Source organism: Nocardia sp. NPDC047648, from assembly GCF_040642815.1.
In the GTDB taxonomy this organism is placed as follows: Bacteria; Actinomycetota; Actinomycetes; order Mycobacteriales; family Mycobacteriaceae; genus Nocardia; species Nocardia gamkensis.
This window is the reverse complement of sequence record NZ_JBEYSX010000015.1, coordinates 184,209-202,378: the sequence shown is the minus strand read 5'-3', so window position 1 is coordinate 202,378 and position 18,170 is coordinate 184,209. Positions and strand designations below refer to the sequence as shown.

General features: G+C 68.1%; 18 protein-coding genes. 4 read left to right on the top strand and 14 right to left on the bottom strand.

Annotated elements, in window-relative coordinates; translation table 11 throughout:
* The first annotated feature begins 278 nt into the window (after positions 1-278).
* The 4 genes from ABZ803_RS28040 to ABZ803_RS28025 all read left to right on the top strand — a co-directional run bounded on the left by ABZ803_RS28040 (position 279) and on the right by ABZ803_RS28025 (position 4,440).
* Positions 279-2,189, top strand: a complete 1,911-nt coding sequence (locus tag ABZ803_RS28040) for a histidine kinase (RefSeq protein ID WP_357043755.1) — start codon at positions 279-281, stop codon at positions 2,187-2,189.
* A gap of 35 nt (positions 2,190-2,224) precedes the next feature.
* Positions 2,225-2,926, top strand: coding sequence for a response regulator transcription factor (locus ABZ803_RS28035; RefSeq protein ID WP_357043753.1), 702 nt, complete (start codon positions 2,225-2,227; stop codon positions 2,924-2,926).
* 389 nt (positions 2,927-3,315) lie between these two features.
* Positions 3,316-3,582, top strand: a complete 267-nt coding sequence (locus tag ABZ803_RS28030) for a hypothetical protein (RefSeq protein ID WP_357043751.1) — start codon at positions 3,316-3,318, stop codon at positions 3,580-3,582.
* 51 nt (positions 3,583-3,633) lie between these two features.
* Positions 3,634-4,440 (top strand): LLM class flavin-dependent oxidoreductase, encoded by an 807-nt coding sequence (locus ABZ803_RS28025; RefSeq protein WP_357043749.1) that lies wholly within the window; start codon positions 3,634-3,636, stop codon positions 4,438-4,440.
* A gap of 64 nt (positions 4,441-4,504) precedes the next feature.
* Here the strand turns inward: ABZ803_RS28025 and ABZ803_RS28020 are convergent, their stop codons facing one another.
* The 14 genes from ABZ803_RS28020 to ABZ803_RS27955 form a co-directional block, all read right to left on the bottom strand.
* The gene (locus tag ABZ803_RS28020) at positions 4,505-7,060 is read right to left on the bottom strand and encodes an ATP-dependent Clp protease ATP-binding subunit (protein ID WP_063049392.1); all 2,556 of its coding nucleotides are present in this window, start codon (positions 7,058-7,060) and stop codon (positions 4,505-4,507) included.
* Between the two features lie 289 nt (positions 7,061-7,349).
* Positions 7,350-8,255, bottom strand: a complete 906-nt coding sequence (locus ABZ803_RS28015; RefSeq protein WP_357043805.1) for an alpha/beta fold hydrolase — start codon at positions 8,253-8,255, stop codon at positions 7,350-7,352.
* Between the two features lie 125 nt (positions 8,256-8,380).
* Positions 8,381-8,950 carry an anthrone oxygenase family protein gene (locus ABZ803_RS28010; protein ID WP_357043747.1) on the bottom strand — a complete coding sequence of 190 codons (570 nt, stop codon included), beginning with the start codon at positions 8,948-8,950 and terminating at the stop codon, positions 8,381-8,383.
* A 134-nt stretch (positions 8,951-9,084) separates the two neighbouring features.
* Positions 9,085-9,708, bottom strand: coding sequence for an FHA domain-containing protein (locus tag ABZ803_RS28005; RefSeq protein WP_357043745.1), 624 nt, complete (start codon positions 9,706-9,708; stop codon positions 9,085-9,087).
* Positions 9,709-9,912: 204 nt separating this feature from the next.
* Entirely contained in the window at positions 9,913-10,272 is a 360-nt protein-coding gene (locus ABZ803_RS28000) for an Lsr2 family protein (RefSeq protein ID WP_040864538.1), read from the bottom strand.
* 115 nt (positions 10,273-10,387) lie between these two features.
* Positions 10,388-11,887: a lysine--tRNA ligase gene (lysS, locus tag ABZ803_RS27995; RefSeq protein WP_357043743.1), complete on the bottom strand. Its 1,500-nt coding sequence runs from the start codon at positions 11,885-11,887 to the stop codon at positions 10,388-10,390.
* Between the two features lie 260 nt (positions 11,888-12,147).
* Complete coding sequence (locus ABZ803_RS27990) at positions 12,148-12,570, bottom strand: rhodanese-like domain-containing protein (protein ID WP_062974757.1); 423 nt, start codon at positions 12,568-12,570, stop codon at positions 12,148-12,150.
* 8 nt (positions 12,571-12,578) lie between these two features.
* Complete coding sequence (locus ABZ803_RS27985) at positions 12,579-13,187, bottom strand: cysteine dioxygenase family protein (RefSeq protein ID WP_357043741.1); 609 nt, start codon at positions 13,185-13,187, stop codon at positions 12,579-12,581.
* Between the two features lie 181 nt (positions 13,188-13,368).
* Entirely contained in the window at positions 13,369-14,166 is a 798-nt protein-coding gene (locus tag ABZ803_RS27980; protein WP_040864536.1) for a type III pantothenate kinase, read from the bottom strand.
* A gap of 17 nt (positions 14,167-14,183) precedes the next feature.
* Positions 14,184-14,603, bottom strand: coding sequence for an aspartate 1-decarboxylase (panD, locus tag ABZ803_RS27975; protein WP_040773236.1), 420 nt, complete (start codon positions 14,601-14,603; stop codon positions 14,184-14,186).
* A gap of 14 nt (positions 14,604-14,617) precedes the next feature.
* A complete protein-coding gene (panC, locus tag ABZ803_RS27970) occupies positions 14,618-15,598 on the bottom strand; it encodes a pantoate--beta-alanine ligase (RefSeq protein WP_357043738.1) in 981 nt (326 codons plus the stop codon).
* Positions 15,598-16,527: a DUF2520 domain-containing protein gene (locus ABZ803_RS27965; protein ID WP_357043736.1), complete on the bottom strand. Its 930-nt coding sequence runs from the start codon at positions 16,525-16,527 to the stop codon at positions 15,598-15,600. Before ABZ803_RS27965 ends, panC begins: the two co-directional genes overlap by 1 nt.
* Before the next feature lie 155 nt (positions 16,528-16,682).
* Complete coding sequence (locus ABZ803_RS27960) at positions 16,683-17,630, bottom strand: DUF6779 domain-containing protein (protein ID WP_357043735.1); 948 nt, start codon at positions 17,628-17,630, stop codon at positions 16,683-16,685.
* Positions 17,631-17,699: 69 nt separating this feature from the next.
* On the bottom strand, positions 17,700-18,170 hold the full coding sequence (locus tag ABZ803_RS27955; RefSeq protein ID WP_357043803.1) for a DUF3180 domain-containing protein: 471 nt from the start codon (positions 18,168-18,170) through the stop codon (positions 17,700-17,702).

Here is an 18,170-nt window from a genome sequence, read left to right as displayed (position 1 = left end):
GCACGAGGCACGAGGCACGAGGCACGAGGCACGAGGCACGAGGCACGAGGCACGAGGCACGAGGCACGAGGCACGAGGCACGAGGCACGAGGCACGAGGCACGAGGCAGCGTTACAGCCGTGTCGGATCGCGTGCCAGGCCGGCGCGGGCCGGGCGCGGTGGGACTTTCGCCGAGGACCGAACCTGCGGCGAATTGCCGAATCGGTGCAATTCTCCCGAAATACGTTGCCAGGCGGACGTCGAATCGTGACCGAGCCGCATAGGCTACGTGGGTGCGGGTGGCAGGGATTACGGATCGAAGCTCGGTCGGCTTGGACTGGGGAGTCGCGCTCGTCGTGGCCGCGGTTCAGGTGGTCGGGGGCACCTTCGCGAACATGCGGCAGACCGGGGTGCACTCGCTCGACGTGCTCGGTTACCTGCTGCTGCTGGCCGGGCCCGTGGCGCTGATCCGGCGCAGGGCGCAGCCGCTGCCCGTGCTGATCGTCGTCCTCGGCGTGTGTCTCGCCTATTTCCTGCGCGGCTACGGGTACGGGCCGATCTTCGTCTCGCTGGTCGTCGCCTTCTTGACCGCCGCGAGCAGCGGATCACGGTGGTGGACTTACCCACTCGTCCCGCTCGGGTATCTGGCGCTGGTCTGGCCGCTGCCCGCGCAGCTGGGTCACCCCGCCAACCTGTGGCAGGTCTTCGCGCTGATGGCGTGGCTGGCGATACTGCTGCTGGTGGCCGAGGGAATCCGCCAGCGCAAGGCCGTCCTCGTCGCCCGCAGGCAGCGCGCCGAGTCAGCGCGCCGGGACGAGGAAGCGCAGCGCGAGCGGCGCGCCAGCGAGGAGCGCCTCGCCATCGCGCGCGAGTTGCACGACGTGCTGGCGCACAGTCTTTCGATGATCAACGTGCAATCCTCGGTGGCGCTGGAATTGCTCGACAAACGTCCTGAGCAGGCGGAAACAGCGCTCACGGCGATCAAGAACGCCAGCCGCGACGCACTCGCGGAGGTGCACGCGCTCCTGCACACGATCCGCTCCGGGACCGCCGCCGCCCCCGACGAGCAACCGTCCATGGCCGACGCGGAGGAGACCGGTCGCCGACGGCCTCGCCGCTCTGCCCGCAAAGACCGCAATCCGGCTTCGGCAGAGCAGGATTCGAGTCGCGACGATGACCTCGAGCAGGCTTCGGCGACGGCGGCCGAGCCGCCTCCCGCACCTCGTGCGCCCGCTCCGAGCATCAGCGACCTGGACGATCTGCTGCTGCGTCCGCGCACCACCGGCCTGAAGGTCGGCACCCGAGTGCTCGGCACCCCGCAGCAGCTGCCCAGCGTGATCGACGTGGCGGCGGCGCGGATCGTCCAGGAGTCCCTGACCAATGTGCTCCGGCACGCCCCGGGGGCCGACGCCACGGTGACCGTGCGCTACACCCCCGACTCGGTCGACATCACCGTCGACAACACCCGCCCCACCAGTGCCCCCGCGCGTTCCGGCACCGGTGGCGGCAACGGCATCATCGGCATGCGCGAGCGCACCCACGCACTCGGCGGCGCTCTCACCGCCGGTCCGCGCCCCAGCGGCGGTTTCCGGGTCGCGGCCCGGTTACCTACGCGTGCGCCCGAACCCGGTGCGCAGGCCGGCTCGACGGCACCGGCAACCACGGCCCGTCGCACGACGCCGGAACGGGATCCGGCTACTGGGAGCTCATCGCCCCACCCCACCTCGACAGCGAGAAAACCGTCGCGGAGCGGCATGGGCTCGGACGCGCCGGAGCAGGGCCCTGGTGCATCCAGCACGTCCACACCCAGCGCCACGGCGGCGAGCAGACCGGCGCGGAGCAGCAGCACGCCGGAACACGACACCGATGCGACCAGCACGTCGACGCATAGCGTCTCGACAAGGAGAACGCCGACGCAGGACAGCATGGCATCGGGCGCGCCGGAACAAGACGCCGCGACAGCGAGCAGGCCGACGGGCAGCGCCTCGACCGGCCGAAACCCGGCGCCGGACGCCACGGCAACAGGCGCGCCGGAGCAGAGTGCCGCAGGGTCGGGCACCTCGCCGACGAATACCGGGGCCGTGGAATCAACGGTTACGGGCACCGCGAGTACCGCCCGCTCGAGCAAGACCGAGTCACCCGCGAAGCCCGGCCGCCCCGGCGATGCGGCCGCCCGACCGAGCACCTCGGCCGGTCGCGGGCAGCGCTGACGGGACCACGCGGGCCCCACAGCAGAGGAGACGCGATGCACGAGCACCACGATCCACGCACGGACGGCCCGTCCGGCAGCATCCGGGTGCTGGTGGCCGACGACCAGGCACTGGTGCGCGGGGGTTTCGTCGCGTTGCTGGACGCCCAGGACGGCATCGAAGTGGTGGGCGAGGCGGACAACGGCGAGCGGGCCGTGCGCATGACCCGGAGCCTTCGCCCCGACGTGGTCCTTATGGACATCCGCATGCCCATTCTGGACGGGTTGGCCGCCACCCGCATGATCGCCGAGGATCCGCGACTGGCCGAAGTGCGCGTTGTCGTGCTGACCACCTTCGAACTCGACGAGTACGTCTTCGAGGCTCTGCGCTCCGGCGCGACCGGCTTCCTGGTCAAGCACACCGAACCGGCCGATCTGGTTCGTGCCGTCCGCGTGGTCGCCACGGGTGACGCACTGCTGTCCCCCGGCGTCACCCGCACACTGATCGCGGAATTCTCCGTGCGGGCCAAGACGCCGCCACCGGCGACCCTCGCCGAACTCACCGACCGGGAACGCGAAGTGATGACCTTGGTCGCCGAGGGCCTCACCAATGCCGAAATCGGTGAACGCCTCTACATGAGCCCCGCCACCGCCCGCACGCACGTCAGCCGCATCCTCGCCAAACTGCACGCCAGGGACCGCACCCAGCTGGTGGTCATGGCGTATGAATCCGGGCTCGTCCGCCCGGGCTGGCAGTGAGCGGCTCTCGGTCGACGGCACCGACCGCGGTCCCCCGGGTTGTTCGCCGTGCCTGGCTATCGCCGGGCATCGCAGCACCGCATCGGTCCGGCCCCGCATTCTTCGTACCGCAGCCGACGTAAGACCCCGGCCTTCTGTAGCCATAGCGAATAATTTATCGATTGCCGCGTCGCACCACGACGCCCTGACAGGACATCGAACACTGCCCGAAATTGATCTACGGCAATTTTTCAGCGAACCATATTTCCCGGACTGAATGACAGTCAGCAAATAACTAGTAAATTATTGCGTCGGCGTCACCGCGGCTTCGTGGGTACGTATCCGGGCGTATTCCGAGTGTCGACGCGCGACCGATGCCCCCGCCATACCCTTCGGCGCAGGCTTTCGGCATGAATATTTTCACTCACCCCGAGGCCGTGGGTTTCCTGGCCGACCACTACGACGGCGGATGGCACCCCTGGCCGCTCTTCTGGATCTTTCCGCTGCTGTTCTGGCTGACCGTTGTGGCGGTGCTGGTGTTCGCCCGGCGGCGGTTCATCGGCCGTGCGAGCGGGATCGGCGCGCTGCGCACCGCGTTCGCGCGCGGCCAGATCACCGAGGAGCAGTACCGCAGCAGGCTCGCCGTCCTGAGCGAACCGCGGCGCGCCAAGCGCTAGCGACCAGCCGTCCACCGCGCGAGCGGAAACTTCACGATCGGGAGATCCCCCATGAGCATGACCTTCGGAATCGTTCTCACCCCGCGTTCGGGAGCCGACTGGGCGCGCGAGGCAGCCGCCGCCGAACGGCAGGGCTACCGGACCCTCCTGCTGCCCGACACCCGGTTCACCCCCTCACCGTTCCCGGCCCTCGCCGCGGCGGCTGCCGTCACCACCACCATTCGGCTGCGTCCGAACGTCCTGGCCGCACCGCTGCGCTCCCCCGCAGCAACCGCGAGGGAGACCGCGGCCCTGCAACTGCTGTCGGACGGACGTTTCGAACTCGGGATCGGCTCGGGACGCCCGGCCGCCGCCGCCGAGGCCCAGTGGCTGGGGACATCCTGGGGCTCGGCCGCGCAACGCCGCGCCCACCTGGTCGCCACCATCGCCGCCGTACGCGCTCAGGTGGCCCCGGCCCCGCCGGTCGTGATCGCCGCCAACGGCCCCCGGATGCTGGCGACCGCGGCGGAATTGGCCGACCGCATTCTGCTCGCCGCGGGGCCCGCCGCCACCGAGGCGGAACTTGCCGAGCTGGTCGACACGGCGAGGGATGGCGCCGACCGCCCCCTGCGCTTCACCCATCAGCTGGTCGGCATCGGTCAGCGGCTGCCGAGCTGGACCTCGAAGAATCTCGGCCTCACCGCGGAGGCGCTCGCGGACGCGGATGCGGCGGGCATGATCCCGGCGGACTCGTCGGCCGCCGCCGAGATGCTCGAGCGCCGCAGGGAGAAGTACGGCATCGATGAGGTGATCGTGCCCGGCGAACTCGCCGACGACTTCGCCCCCGTCCTCGCCCATTTCGGCGGCCGGCGTTCCTGACCGCCGGAATACGAAAAGCCCGTGCCCACCGCCATACGGTGGGCACGGGCTTCTCGATTACGACTTACTCGCCCGAGGCAGCCTCGGTGGAGCCCTCGGTCGCGCCGGTCAGCACGACTTCCGGCTTCTCTTCGGTCTGCGCCTTGGTCAGCTTCGCCTTACCGGAGAAGGTGAACTTGGCGTCCTCGCCGGAGCCCTCGCCGTTCCAGCCCTCGACGTCGACCGAGATGGTCTGGCCGGGGCCGATCTCGCCGAAGAGGATCTTCTCCGACAGCTGGTCCTCGATCTCGCGCTGAATGGTGCGGCGCAGCGGCCGGGCACCGAGCACGGGGTCGAAGCCACGCTTGGCCAGCAGGTTCTTGGCGTTCTCGGTGAGCTCGATCGCCATGTCCTTGTTCTTCAGCTGCGTGGCGACGCGGTTGATCATCAGGTCCACCATCTCGACGATCTGCTCGGTGGTGAGCTGGTGGAAGACGATCACGTCGTCGATGCGGTTGAGGAACTCGGGGCGGAAGTGCTTCTTCAGCTCGTCGTTGACCTTGAGCTTCATCCGCTCGTAGTTCGAGCCCTCGGCATTGGACTGCGTGAAGCCCAGGCCGACCGCCTTCGAGATGTCGGACGTGCCGAGGTTCGAGGTGAAGATCAGCACCGTGTTCTTGAAGTCCACGGTCCGGCCCTGGCCGTCGGTGAGGCGACCGTCTTCCAGAACCTGCAACAGGGTGTTGTAGATCTCCTGGTGGGCCTTCTCGATCTCGTCGAACAGCACGACCGAGAACGGCTTGCGGCGCACCTTCTCGGTGAGCTGGCCGCCCTCCTCGTAGCCGACGTAGCCCGGAGGGGCACCGAACAGCCTCGAGGCGGTGAAGCGGTCGTGGAACTCGCCCATGTCGATCTGGATGAGCGCGTCGTCGTCGCCGAACAGGAAGTTCGCCAGCGCCTTGGACAGCTCGGTCTTACCGACACCGGACGGACCGGCGAAGATGAACGAGCCGGACGGACGCTTCGGGTCCTTCAGGCCGGCCCGAGTGCGGCGGATGGCCTTGGAGACCGCCTTGACCGCGTCCTCCTGGCCGATGATCCGCTTGTGCAGCTCGTCCTCCATGCGGAGCAGACGGGTGGTCTCCTCCTCGGTGAGCTTGAACACCGGGATACCGGTCCAGTTCGCCAGCACCTCGGCGATCTGCTCGTCGTCGACCTCGGCCACGACGTCCAGATCACCCGAGCGCCACTGCTTCTCCCGCTCGGCCCGCTTGGCGACGAGCTGCTTCTCCTTGTCGCGCAGCCGCGCGGCCTTCTCGAAGTCCTGCGCGTCGATCGCGGACTCCTTCTCCCGGCGCGCCTCGGCGATCTTGTCGTCGAATTCGCGCAGGTCCGGCGGAGCGGTCATGCGACGGATGCGCATCCGCGCGCCCGCCTCATCGATCAGGTCGATCGCCTTGTCCGGCAGGAACCGGTCGTTGATGTAGCGGTCGGCCAGGGTGGCCGCGGCCACCAGCGCGCCGTCGGTGATGGAGACGCGGTGGTGCGCCTCGTAGCGGTCGCGCAGACCCTTGAGGATGTTGATGGTGTGCTCGACCGTCGGCTCACCCACCTGCACCGGCTGGAACCGGCGCTCGAGGGCGGCGTCCTTCTCGATGTACTTGCGGTACTCGTCGAGGGTGGTCGCGCCGATGGTCTGGAGCTCGCCGCGGGCCAGCTTCGGCTTCAGGATCGAGGCCGCGTCGATGGCGCCCTCGGCGGCGCCCGCACCGACCAGCGTGTGCAGCTCGTCGATGAACAGGATGATGTCGCCGCGAGTGTTGATCTCCTTGAGCACCTTCTTCAGGCGCTCTTCGAAGTCACCGCGGTAGCGGCTGCCCGCGACCAAGGAGCCCAGGTCGAGGGTGTAGAGCTGCTTGTCCTTGAGCGTCTCGGGGACCTCGCCGTTGACGATGGCCTGCGCGAGCCCCTCGACGACTGCGGTCTTACCGACGCCCGGCTCGCCGATCAGCACCGGGTTGTTCTTGGTGCGGCGGCTGAGCACCTGCATGACGCGCTCGATCTCCTTCGAGCGGCCGATGACCGGGTCGAGCTTGCCTTCGAGCGCGGCCTGGGTCAGGTTGCGACCGAACTGGTCGAGCACCAGCGAGGTGGACGGGGTGCCCGCCTCACCGCGCGAACCGGACTCCACCGGCTCCTTGCCCTGATACCCGGACAGCAACTGGATGACCTGCTGGCGCACACGATTGAGATCGGCGCCCAGCTTCACCAGCACCTGGGCCGCCACGCCCTCGCCCTCACGGATGAGGCCGAGCAGGATGTGCTCGGTGCCGATGTAGTTGTGACCGAGCTGCAGCGCTTCCCGAAGGCTCAGCTCCAGCACCTTCTTGGCGCGCGGGGTGAACGGGATGTGACCGGACGGGGCCTGCTGGCCCTGGCCGATGATCTCCTCCACCTGGCTGCGCACGCCTTCCAGCGAAATGCCGAGCGACTCCAGCGACTTGGCCGCGACGCCCTCACCCTCGTGAATCAGCCCCAGCAGGATGTGCTCGGTGCCGATGTAGTTGTGGTTGAGCATCCGGGCCTCTTCCTGGGCCAGGACAACGACACGCCTCGCGCGGTCGGTGAACCTCTCGAACATCGCTCCCTCACTCTCCTGCTCCGACATTCTGGCAACAGACGCCGCAGTGTGCTGTGTACAACAACCGTGGGCGTCAGCCTGCCATGAAGCCCGGGGGTTGCGGCCCCCGCCTCCACTCTAGTTGGCGGGGGATGCCACCGCCGCCGGTCCACCCTATTGCCGACCGGCGACAGCACGGTCATTCACTCACAACGTGGGCGCCGCGGGATTCGTTCCGGCCAGGTTTTGCCCTCAGCGAACAAATCGTCCGCCGACCGGATCTCCGCCGCACACGTCGGACGTCGGCTGCCTACCCCGTGTACGGGTCGGCGACACCGCAGGGCACCGGGCGTTGATGCGCGGGATCGAGCGCGTTGAGTACGTAGGTCGCGGCCCTCCTGCTGCCCGCTATGCCCGTATGACCAGAGTAGTCCGTCGAGCACCCGTCCTGAACCACGATGTTGGTCACCCGGGGCCCGATGACCAATCCGGAGGTGTACGGCACCACCAGCTCGTCCAGCACGGTCGCGATGTTCGTGTAGGCCACGTCGGGGTGGTAGACGCCGTCCGCGTTGAGCGCGCGCACGAACTCCGACCCTTGCAGCACCTGGCGGCAGGCCATGCACGGCGAGCCCGCCACGGCGTCGAAGAGCGGGCCGAGGCCCAGCCGTGTGCCGAACTCGTTCAGGTCCGCCATGCCCCCCGCGTTCGAGCCGAGCCAGGGTGGGGCGAGCCCGACCATCTTGTCCACCTTGCTCGCGCCGCCGAGCCGCTTGACGTAGTAATTGCCGATGAAGTTGCCCTGGGAATGGCCGATCAGGTCGACCTTGCCCGCGCCGGTCGCGGTCCGTACCCGGTCCACGAAAGCGGCGAGCTGGGCCGAGCTCTGCTCGATCGGAAGCATGCCGCCGATGGCCGACGCGGGCCACGGCAGGTTGTAGGCGCCGAAGGTGGACGAGTACACGCAGTAACCCTCATTGGCCAGCAGCGGCGCATACACGCCCCAGTTCGTCTGTGCGCCACCACCCGTGCCGTGCACGAGAACCACGGGGTTCGGATGCTCGGAGCCGGGCCGGCAGGACCAGTCGTTGGTGCCGGGCAGCGAACCGCCCGGGTGGGACAGCTCGGCGGGGATGCCCGCGAAGAAGTTGTAGTCGACCGGATATCGCTCCTGCGCGTGTGCCGCGCCCGCGGTGGCGCACACCGCTGTGAGCAGAACGAAGAGCAACGAAAAGCCTGGGACACGCCGCACGATAGCCTCCCGGTCCGGTCTCGTCTTCCGGGGAAGCTACCGCACGAAGTGGCCCAGACGGAGGAGATTCCGGCGGGTCGTTGCGGAATCTAGCTCTGACCGAAGGCAGGCGCGACGTACTGGCCTGCCACCGCCCGGCCCGGGGCCGCCGCGGAGGCCTTGCCCTGCTGGATGCCCGCGACGAACAGCGCACCGCACAGCGCCAGGAAGGCCAGCGTGTGGAAGACGCCGCGCGCGATGTTCCACCGAACCCAGGCCGCTTCGAAATCGGCGCGCACCGCGGCGAGGTCGGCGATCGAGCCCGGGTCGCCCGCGGCGGCCAGCTGGTCGTTGAGCGGGACGTTCAACCCGGAGGTGACCCCGAAGGCGACAACGTTGAGCACCAGCGCGAGCACGATCCAGATCAGCGTGCTCCGGTGCTCCCGGCCCAGGTGCAGCGCCGCCGCCAGGACGGTGAACCCCACCGTGCCGAGGAACGCCATCATGAACCACGGGTTGATGATCACCACGTTGATCTTCTGCATCACGTCGATCATGGCGCGATCGTCGGTGCGGGCCAGCGCGGGCATCACCGAATTGGCGTACGCGAAGAAAAGGCCCGCGATCAGGCCCGTCGCCAGCGTGGCGAACACCAGTGCGGCGAGACGTGTGGCGGTCATGAGAGTTCCTCCTGCTCGAAAAACCCGCCGGAGTCGTCGCTCCGGCCCGGGTACCTCCAAGTCAAGCGGCTACCGCCCGGACTCTCCATGGCCGAGAAGCTCGATGCGCTAAGCGAGCGTCTACGGTGGAGGTCTCACAGGTCCCGATCGGAAATGAGCCCACTCTGCATGGCCAGCCCCGCCAATCGCACCCGCTTCTGGTTCTGCGGCAGATCCTCCACCCCGAACTTGGCGAACAGGGCGCGCAGGTGGGTCTTGATCGCGTCGACGCTGAGAAACAGCTCCTCGGCGATCTGCTGATTGGAGGCGGGCGTGGCGAAACCCGCGCCGTGCTTGTACGGCCTGCACAGTGCGACCAGCACCGAGCGCTGCGTATCGGTGAGCGACCGCGCCGTGGGTATCGAGCCGGTGGAGGTACGGGTGATGTCGTCGGAGACGGCGCCGAAGTCGTGAAACGACACCCGCGAGGTGCCGACCCGGATGACGTCGCCGGCCATCAGCCTGCGGCGGCCGACGAGCCGGTCCCCGTTGACGAAGGTGCCGTTGCGGGAGAGGCCGTCGTCCACGATGGTCCAGTGCGCACCCAGGTATTCGACCGCCGCGTGCAGCCGGGAGACCTCGGCGTCCCAGCTCAGGGCGAGATCGGCATGCGGGGAGCGGCCGATGGTGACGCGGCCGCGATCCGGCGTGAGCGTGAACTCCTGCTGCCGACCGGCATCATCGGTGAACCGCAAGAATGATCCGACGAATCCTGTCACTGCGCCGATACCTCACCTCTCCATACCGCCAGTGACCGTCGCACGCTTCCATGGTGCCGCGTCCCGGTACCACGAGCAAGATCGATTCATCCGCCGGGACGGGCCACCGTGTGATCCGGTCTCGTTGCCATATCGAAGCCCTATCACAAACAAGACCGCCGCCCCGACGTCGCACGATTCGCCGGGACGGCGGCCGAAAAATAACTATCCCTTCGCGGCCTTGTTGTACGCGTCGGTGATGTCGGCGGAGATGCGGCCCCGTGCGGACACCTTGTGTCCATTCCGGCGCGCCCACTCCCGAATTGCGGCGCTTTGTTCCCGATCGATCGAGACCCGGCTCTTCGGAGTGCCCGCGGCGGCCGCGGCGGCCTTGACCCGGCGCCGGCCGCTCACCCGGCGCGCATTCGAAACCCACTCCTCCAAACCGTCGCGCAGCTTCGCCGCATTTGCCGACGACAGGTCGATCTCGTACGACACACCGTCGATCGCAAACTCGATGGTCTCGTCCGCGATGGACTCACCGTCGACATCGTCGATCAGGCTAACGGTGACCTTCTTTGCCATGAGATGAACGTCCTCTCGAAATCGTGCGACCCGCATACTAGGCCGATTACCCGAGGCAAGAATACCCCGAATTCCGGAAATTCCAAGACGGAGTCGCTGCTTTGCAATCCAGTGGTCACCGGGTGACCGGACGCACAATTGGGAACAGTATCGTTTCTCGGATTCCCAATCCCGTGAGCGCCATCAACAACCGATCGATTCCCATACCCGTTCCGGTCGTCGGCGGCATGCCGTGCTCCATCGCCGCGAGGAAGTCCTCGTCCAGCACCATCGCCTCGTCGTCACCCTGTGCGGCGAGCCGCGCCTGATCGACGAACCGCTCTCGCTGGATCACCGGGTCGACCAACTCCGAATAGCCCGTGGCCAACTCGAAGCCGCGCACATAGAGATCCCACTTCTCCGTGACCCCTGCCGTACTACGATGCTGCCTGGTCAACGGGGATGTCTCCACCGGGAAGTCGCGCACGAAAGTCGGCGCGTACAGCTTGTCGCCATACTGGTGTTCCCAGAGTTCCTCGACGAGTTTCCCGTGGCCGTAGCCCTTGCCCTCCGGAATTTCCAGACCGACCCGATCCGCGAGTACGCGCAATTCGGCGACCGACGTTTCCGGAGTCACCGGCACACCCAGCGCATCCGACAGCGAAGGGTACATCTCGACGACGGCCCACTCGCCGCGGAGATCGTATTCGGTACCGTCGGCCAGGGTGACCACCTGCGTGCCGAACGCCTCCTGCGCCACTTCCTGCACCAATTCCCGGGTCATCACCGCCGAGTCGTCATAGGTGCCGTATGCCTGGTATGTCTCCAGCATGGCGAACTCGGGGGAATGCGTGGAGTCCGCGCCCTCGTTCCGGAAGTTCCGGTTGATCTCGAAGACCCGCTCCAAGCCGCCGACCACGCAGCGCTTCAGGAACAACTCCGGCGCGATGCGCAGGAACAAGTCCATGTCGAGGGCGTTGGAATGGGTGACGAACGGCCGGGCCGCCGCGCCGCCGTGCAGCGTCTGCAGCATCGGCGTCTCCACCTCCAGGAAGCCCCTGCGCTCCAGCGCGTTGCGCAGCGCGCGCACCACGGCGATGCGGGTACGGGCCATTTCCCTGGCCTCCGGACGCACGATCAGGTCGACATAACGCTGCCGTACCCGTGATTCCTCGTTCATCTCCTTGTGCGCCACCGGCAGCGGCCGCAGGGCCTTCGCCGCCATGAACCAGGAATCGGCCATGACGCTCAGTTCCCCGGTCCGCGACGAGATGACCTCACCGTGCACGAAAACGAAGTCACCCAGATCCACGTCGGCCTTCCAGGCGGCCAAGGCGTCCGTACCCACCCCGTTCAGGCTGATCATCGCCTGCAGCTTGGTGCCGTCACCCTCCTGCAGTGTCGCGAAACACAACTTGCCGGTATTACGCAGGAATATGACGCGCCCGGCGACGCCCACCTGTAGCCCGGTGGCCGTGTCCGCGGCGAGGTCCGGATATGCGGCCCGAATTTCGGCCAGGGTATGCGTGCGCGGCACGACGACGGGATAGGCCTCGCCACCGTCCGCGAGCAGCCGCTCCCGCTTCTCCCGGCGAATCCGTATCTGCTCCGGTGCATCGTCGGCGGCCGGCGACACGGCGGGCCGCGATTCCGATGTCGATGCGCTGGAAGATGCAGAGTTCGGGGTGCTCACATCGAACAACCCTAGCGTGCATCGGAAATCGTTATGCGGGCCGCCCGTACTCCGGCCCGGAGTAACGAAACGGTATCGATGCGACGCCCCGTCCGGGACGTCCGCACCGGCGTTCTACAGACGCGAAATAGCCGGTGCGCATCATGTGGTGTGCGAAACTACCTGAGCGCCCGGCTATTTCGAGATGGAAGTGTCGGCGGGAATTACAGCAAGGCGAGCGCTTCGGCCTCGCGCGCGAAGTGCGGCGCCCCGACGGCGACGTGCAACAGACCGGCCGCCTTCAACGCCTGATAGCCGCCCACCAGATCGGTCGCCCGGTGCAGCCCGAGTTGCTGCAGTGCGGCAGCGGCCAGACTGGAGGTATATCCCTCGGAGCAGACGACGATCCATTCCACGTCGTGATCGGCGGCCAGCGCCAGGCGGGCGGAACTGGTGGGGTCCAGCCGCCATTCCAGGACATTGCGCTCGATCACCAGCGCGCCGGGCAAGGTGCCCTCACGTCCGCGTTGCGCCTGCGGCCGGATATCCACCAGAATGGCGCCGCGCTCGACGGCTTCCGGCAATTCGAAGGCGTAGATCCGGTCGAGGCGGGCCCGTGCGTTCTCGAGCATCTGATCGATGGTCAAACGGGTCATCACATATCACCTTCGGGCTGGTCGGTGAGGACGGTTCGGGTGCGCCGCAGGGTGCCGTGCCCGGTCACCTCGTAATACGACATGGCGGTGAGCGGCGGGGAATAGGCGTGCACGCTCAGCGTGGGATCGAGCGGACCGGCGGAATCGACGGCGCCCGGCACGGCGGCCTGCGCCCGCATGACGTCGTGCACCCAGCCGATCGGGAACGAGGCCTGATCACCCGCCGCGAGTACGCGATGACGCAGTTCCGTTCCGTTCCAGCGATATTCGGTGAGCGCGCCGCTGAGCACGGTGAGCGCGCCGAGCGATCCGGCGTGGTCGTGCAGCTCGGTCGACTTGCCCGGCGTCCAGCTGATCAGCCAGACGTCGACCTCGTCGTCGGTGAGCAGCCTGGTCGCCCAGCGCTCGTTTTCCGGCCATTTCCCCCCGGCGGGAAGCAAATGGTCGTATCGCCCGGCCAGCACGTCTTCGGCGCCCTCGTCGGTCAGCCGCAGCAGATCGGCAGGGCGCAGCCGGGTGGGCAGGGCGGGTGCCACCGAGCGTTCCACCGGCGGGGTAGCCGACAGCGCGGTACGCGCGGAAGAAAGGGAAAGGACAGAAGAACGCATGAGCGAATCTCCAGGAGGAAGGTAACGGTCGAGGGCGGGAACTCAGCCTCGATCGGTCGAGGCACGTCAGCCTCGACAACACTCCTGGGTGCTCGCGTAGAAGGTCACGAGAGGGAGTTTAACAGCAGACGGCGCGGTGTCGACAAGTGCCCGGCCTGCGACGAATCCGACACCGCGCATATCAGACACTTCCCTTGCGCCGCTGATTGCGTTCGTATACGAGTCGCAGACCGGTCAGCGTCAGGTGCGGATCGTGGTCGTCGATCGTTTCGGATTCCGGGACGATCAGCGGTGCGGTCGCCCCGGTCGCCACCACGGCGACGTCATCACCCGCGAAGGCGTCGAACTCGTCGCGAATGCGATCGATCAGGCCGTCCACCAGCCCGGCGAAACCGAATACCGCGCCGGACTGCATGCATTCCATGCTGTTCTTCCCCAGCACCGAACGTGGCCTGGTCAACTCCGCCCGCCGCAGCGCACTGCGTTCCACCAGGGCCTCGGTGGAGATCTCCACACCCGGCGCGATGATCCCGCCCAGGAACTCGCCCTTCTTCGACACCAGGTCCACGCAGATCGCCGTGCCGAAATCGACGACGATCGCGGGCGCGGAATAGCGCTGGTAGGCGGCCAGGCAATTGACGATGCGGTCCGCGCCGACTTCTTTCGGATTGTCCACCAGCAGCGGAATCCCCGTGCGCACACCGGGTTCCACCAACACGTGCGGAACGTGGCCCCAGTATTGGCCGAGCATGCCGCGCAACTCGCGCAGCACGGGCGGCACCGTGGAAAGCGCTGAGACGCCGATCACCTCGTCCAGTTGCGCGCCGACCAGCCCGCGCACCTGCATGGCGAATTCGTCGGCGGTCAACAACGGATTGGTGTGCATTCGCCAGTGCCGCACCAGTTTCGAATGCTCCCCGGATCCGGAGAACAGGCCGAGTTCGATACTCGTGTTGCGGACATCGATGGTCAGCAGCATGTCCTGGTCGCCGCTCCTCAGACGAACGACAGCGAGCGGGGCGAGGTCAGGCCCGAACCCTCCGGCGCGTGCGCCGGGTCCGAGCCGAGTTCGACCGGGCGGTTGCGCTCGTCGACGAACACGACCTTGGGGTCGTACTCGGCGATCTCCTGCTCGTTCAGCTGGCCGTAGGCGATCAGGATGACGAGGTCGCCCGGGTGCACCAGGTGAGCCGCGGCGCCGTTGATCCCGATCACCCCGGAACCCCGCTCACCGGCGATGACATAGGTCTCCAGGCGGGCGCCGTTATCGATGTCCACGATGCAGACCTGTTCGCCTTCCAGCAGGTCGGCGGCGTCGAGCAGGTCCTGGTCCACGGTGACCGAGCCGACGTAGTGCAAGTCGGCGTGCGTCACGGTGGCACGGTGGATCTTCGACTTCATCATGGTGCGCAGCATTGCGTCGAACCTTTCTAGTTCGCGGAAGGAAAGACGGCGGGGTCGGACACCGCCGCGACAGGCTGGGAGGAGTTCGCGGCGGGCCGCGAACCGGCGACGGTCGGGTGGCCGTCGATCGGAGCGCCGAGCGTGACGGCGATGTTGTCGATCAGCCGGGTTGCGCCGACCCGGGCCGCGATCAGCAGCCTGGCGTTGCCGGTGGCCGGGGCGGGCCCCAGAGTGGCCGAACGCAGCTCCAGGTAGTCGACGTCCACGCCGGTCGCGGCGTCGAGCACCTGGCGGGCGGCCGCGAGAACCGCGTCGCCGCCGAGACCGCCCGCGTGTTTGCCCGCCGACAGAGCGGCCGACAGGGCCAGCGCCGCTTCGCGCTGCACGGGGTCGAGGTAGCGGTTGCGCGAGGACAGGGCCAGGCCGTCGGGCTCACGCACGGTGACCACCGGGGTGATCTTCACGTCGAAATTCAGGTCGCGGACCAGCTGCCGGATCAGGGTGAGCTGCTGATAGTCCTTCTCACCGAAGAACGCCTCGGTCGGCCGCGCGATCTGCAGCAGTTTGGCGACCACGGTGAGCATGCCCGCGAAATGGGTCGGGCGGCTGGCCCCCTCCAGCTCCGCGCCGAGCGGACCCGGGTGCACCGTGGTGCGCGGACCGTCCGGGTACATGTCGGACACGCTCGGCGCGAACACCAGCTCGACGCCCTCGGCGCGCAACAGCTCGACGTCGGCGTCCAGCGTGCGGGGGTATTTGTCCAGGTCTTCGTTCGCCCCGAACTGCAAGGGATTGACGAAGATCGACACGATGACGACCTGGTTGGTCCGCTTGGCCAGCCGCACGATCTCCAAGTGCCCCTCGTGCAGCGCGCCCATGGTCGGCACCAGCGCGACGGTGCGGCCGACGCCGCGCAGGGCGGCGGACACCGCCCCGAGTACCGCGGGATCGTGGTGCACGGTCAGCACGCCGGGCCGGTAGGCACCGCGCAATTTCGAGTCGAACATCAGCGTCCTTCCAGGAGCTGGATTACGGCGGGGGCGGTGCCTGCCCGCTCAGCGGTGCGCAGCGACAGCGCGCGATAGGCCTCGGCCAGCCGGGCATCGACAGCGGCCAGCGCCTCCAGGTGCGCGGCCACCGCGTCGGCGTCGCCGCGGGCGACCGGGCCGGTCAGCGCGGCCTGGCCGCGGCGCAACGCGTTGTCCAGCGCCGCCGACGCCAGCGGGGCGAGCAGACGCTCGGCCAAGCCGTTGGGCTGCTCGTCGACCAGTTGCTGCCCCATCAGGCCGGGGCCGGCCAGGGCGGCGCGCAACGCGGCCACCGCGTCCACGATCACCGTGACCAGGTGATTGCTGCCGTGCGCGAGCGCGGCGTGGTACAGCGGCCGGTGCTGCTCCGGTATGCGAACCGGCTCGCCGCCCATTTCGATCACCAGCGACTGCGCGATGGCATAGCCGACCTCGTCGGCCGCGGTGACACCGAAGCACGCGTTGCCCAGCCGGGCCACGTCCTCGTCGTGACCGGTGAAGGTCATCGCCGGGTGGATGGCCAGCGGAAGGGCGCCGACCTCGGCCAAGGGGGCGAGCACGCCGACGCCGTTCGCGCCGGAGGTGTGCGCCACGATGGTGCCCGGCCGGACCACTCCGGCGCCTGCCAGACCGCGGACCAGGCCGGGGAGCTCGGCGTCGGGCACGGCGAGCAGCAGCAGCTCACTGCGGGCGGCCACCTGCTCGACCGGCAGGATCTCCGAATCGGGCAGCCGGGTCCTGGCACGGCGCACCGAGGCGTCGGAGATCGCGCAGACGCCGAACACGACGTGTCCGGCCCGCTCGAGTGCGGCGCCCAATGCCGAGCCCACGCGTCCCGCCGAGACGATTCCCACCGTCAGGCGTGCGGGCGCGGGGTCGTAGCCCGAAGCAGCGTTGTCGGAATTCACGCTTCTCGAGGTCAACGTTGTCCTCTCGATGTCGTTCCAGTCCCGCCATGCGGGTACCGGACGGTACGCCAAGAGAATATCGGCAGGCGGTTCGCCGCCGCCACGGGGTGCCCGCGTGATCTAGGCCGCAGTGCCGAGTCACGGCCCGGCACGGGTCACCGGCGTTCGCGCTCCTCGGATTGCAGGTTGGCCATGATCTCCGCGACCGAGAGACGGCGCGAGGGCGTCTCGTCGTCGCTCTCGGCCCTGCGCCGCCTGCGCGCGCTCGGCGTGCCCATGGCGGGCGCGGACGCGGGCCGTGCGGGCGGTTCCTGGGTCGGCTGCGGGCGGGTAGCGGGGCGGGTGGGCGGCTCGTCGCGCGGCTCCTCCGCGGTCTCGGTGAAGGCATCCGCCCAGCCGCGCGGCCCGGCGTGGTGCGCCTGCTCCGCGTCGGCCTGCTCGGCGTCGTCGTCGACGGAGACGATCGCGGTCTCGGCGGTGACCGGATCGTCGAAGGGGCTGGCGAAGACCGGCGGCTCGGGATGATCGGGCTCGAAGATCGGCGTCATGCTGCTACGCGGTTGCTGGTCGGCGAAGACCGACCACATCCCGGCATTCGCGGAGCTATTGTTCCCGGATTCGGTCCCGGAGCTGGTCAGCTCCTGGATCCGGGTCGCGTCGGCGCGCAACGCCGGGCGATCCGTCGGCAGATCGCCGTCGAACAGCCGCTGCAAGCTCTGCCGCAGCACCGTGAGCTCCGCCCGTAATGCCGCGAGTTCGGCCGCGTCGGCACCCACTTCCTCGCGGACCCGCGCCTCGACGCCGAGTTCGTACTCGCGCCGCGCGGTGACCTCCCGCTCCAGCTGCAACTCGTAGACGGTCTGCAGATCGCGGACCTTCGCCTTGTCGATCGTCGCCTCTTTGCGGTACTTCGTCGCAGCCAGAGCGCCGATCGCCGCGGCCCACAGCGCCGCGACCAGACCTACCCGTACGAACTCGACACTGTTACTGAAGATCAGGAAAACGCTGGCAACCAGACCGAGCAAGATCAAGACACCGACGAATAATTTTCCCGCGTCCTCCCGCTGTCGACGGGAAGTGCTGCTACGGGAGGGTGAAACCATGCCAGCCAGGGTAGCCAATAGGTCGTGCAGAGCCCAGATTCCGTTTTGTGATTCGATCCGGGACACTAGCTACGTAGTTGCCGCATCGTCGGTTGGATCCTCCGGCGCCCGGCAGCAGTACTCCAGCCACAGGGCCGCAGCAACCAAAGCGACGCCCGCCAGCATCCCGACGATCGCACCGGGGCTGTCGGCGGCGGCCGCGCGCAGCGTGCCGCGCTGCGGGAGGACCCAGCACAGGAAACCGAGCCAGATTCCCGCGGCGATCGAACCCACCTGTGCCGACGCCTTGGCCAGCGCGACGGCGCGGGCCGCGGTGATCGGATGCAACTGGTGGCGGCCGTCGCCGATCTCGTGGTCGTTGACCCGCGCCCGGATGACGAAAGCGAGCACGGCTTCGATCGCGGCCACCGGGTACAGCGAGGCGCCCGCGAAGATCGAGATCGGCGGGAAGCTGTCGTAGGCCACGCGGGTGGCGATCCACGCGACGAGCGCGGCGATCAGCACGTTCGCCACGATGTCGAGGATGCGGGTCGGCTTCAG

Coding starts and splice junctions, on each gene's coding strand:
- ABZ803_RS28035 (WP_357043753.1), top strand. CDS start 2,225: ATGCACGAGCACCACGATCCACGCACGGACGGCCCGTCCGGCAGCATC.
- ABZ803_RS28030 (WP_357043751.1), top strand. CDS start 3,316: ATGAATATTTTCACTCACCCCGAGGCCGTGGGTTTCCTGGCCGACCAC.
- ABZ803_RS28025 (WP_357043749.1), top strand. CDS start 3,634: ATGAGCATGACCTTCGGAATCGTTCTCACCCCGCGTTCGGGAGCCGAC.
- ABZ803_RS28020 (WP_063049392.1), bottom strand. CDS start 7,060: ATGTTCGAGAGGTTCACCGACCGCGCGAGGCGTGTCGTTGTCCTGGCC.
- ABZ803_RS28010 (WP_357043747.1), bottom strand. CDS start 8,950: ATGACCGCCACACGTCTCGCCGCACTGGTGTTCGCCACGCTGGCGACG.
- ABZ803_RS28000 (WP_040864538.1), bottom strand. CDS start 10,272: ATGGCAAAGAAGGTCACCGTTAGCCTGATCGACGATGTCGACGGTGAG.
- ABZ803_RS27985 (WP_357043741.1), bottom strand. CDS start 13,187: ATGCGTTCTTCTGTCCTTTCCCTTTCTTCCGCGCGTACCGCGCTGTCG.
- ABZ803_RS27980 (WP_040864536.1), bottom strand. CDS start 14,166: ATGCTGCTGACCATCGATGTCCGCAACACGAGTATCGAACTCGGCCTG.
- panD (WP_040773236.1), bottom strand. CDS start 14,603: ATGCTGCGCACCATGATGAAGTCGAAGATCCACCGTGCCACCGTGACG.
- panC (WP_357043738.1), bottom strand. CDS start 15,598: ATGTTCGACTCGAAATTGCGCGGTGCCTACCGGCCCGGCGTGCTGACC.
- ABZ803_RS27960 (WP_357043735.1), bottom strand. CDS start 17,630: ATGGTTTCACCCTCCCGTAGCAGCACTTCCCGTCGACAGCGGGAGGAC.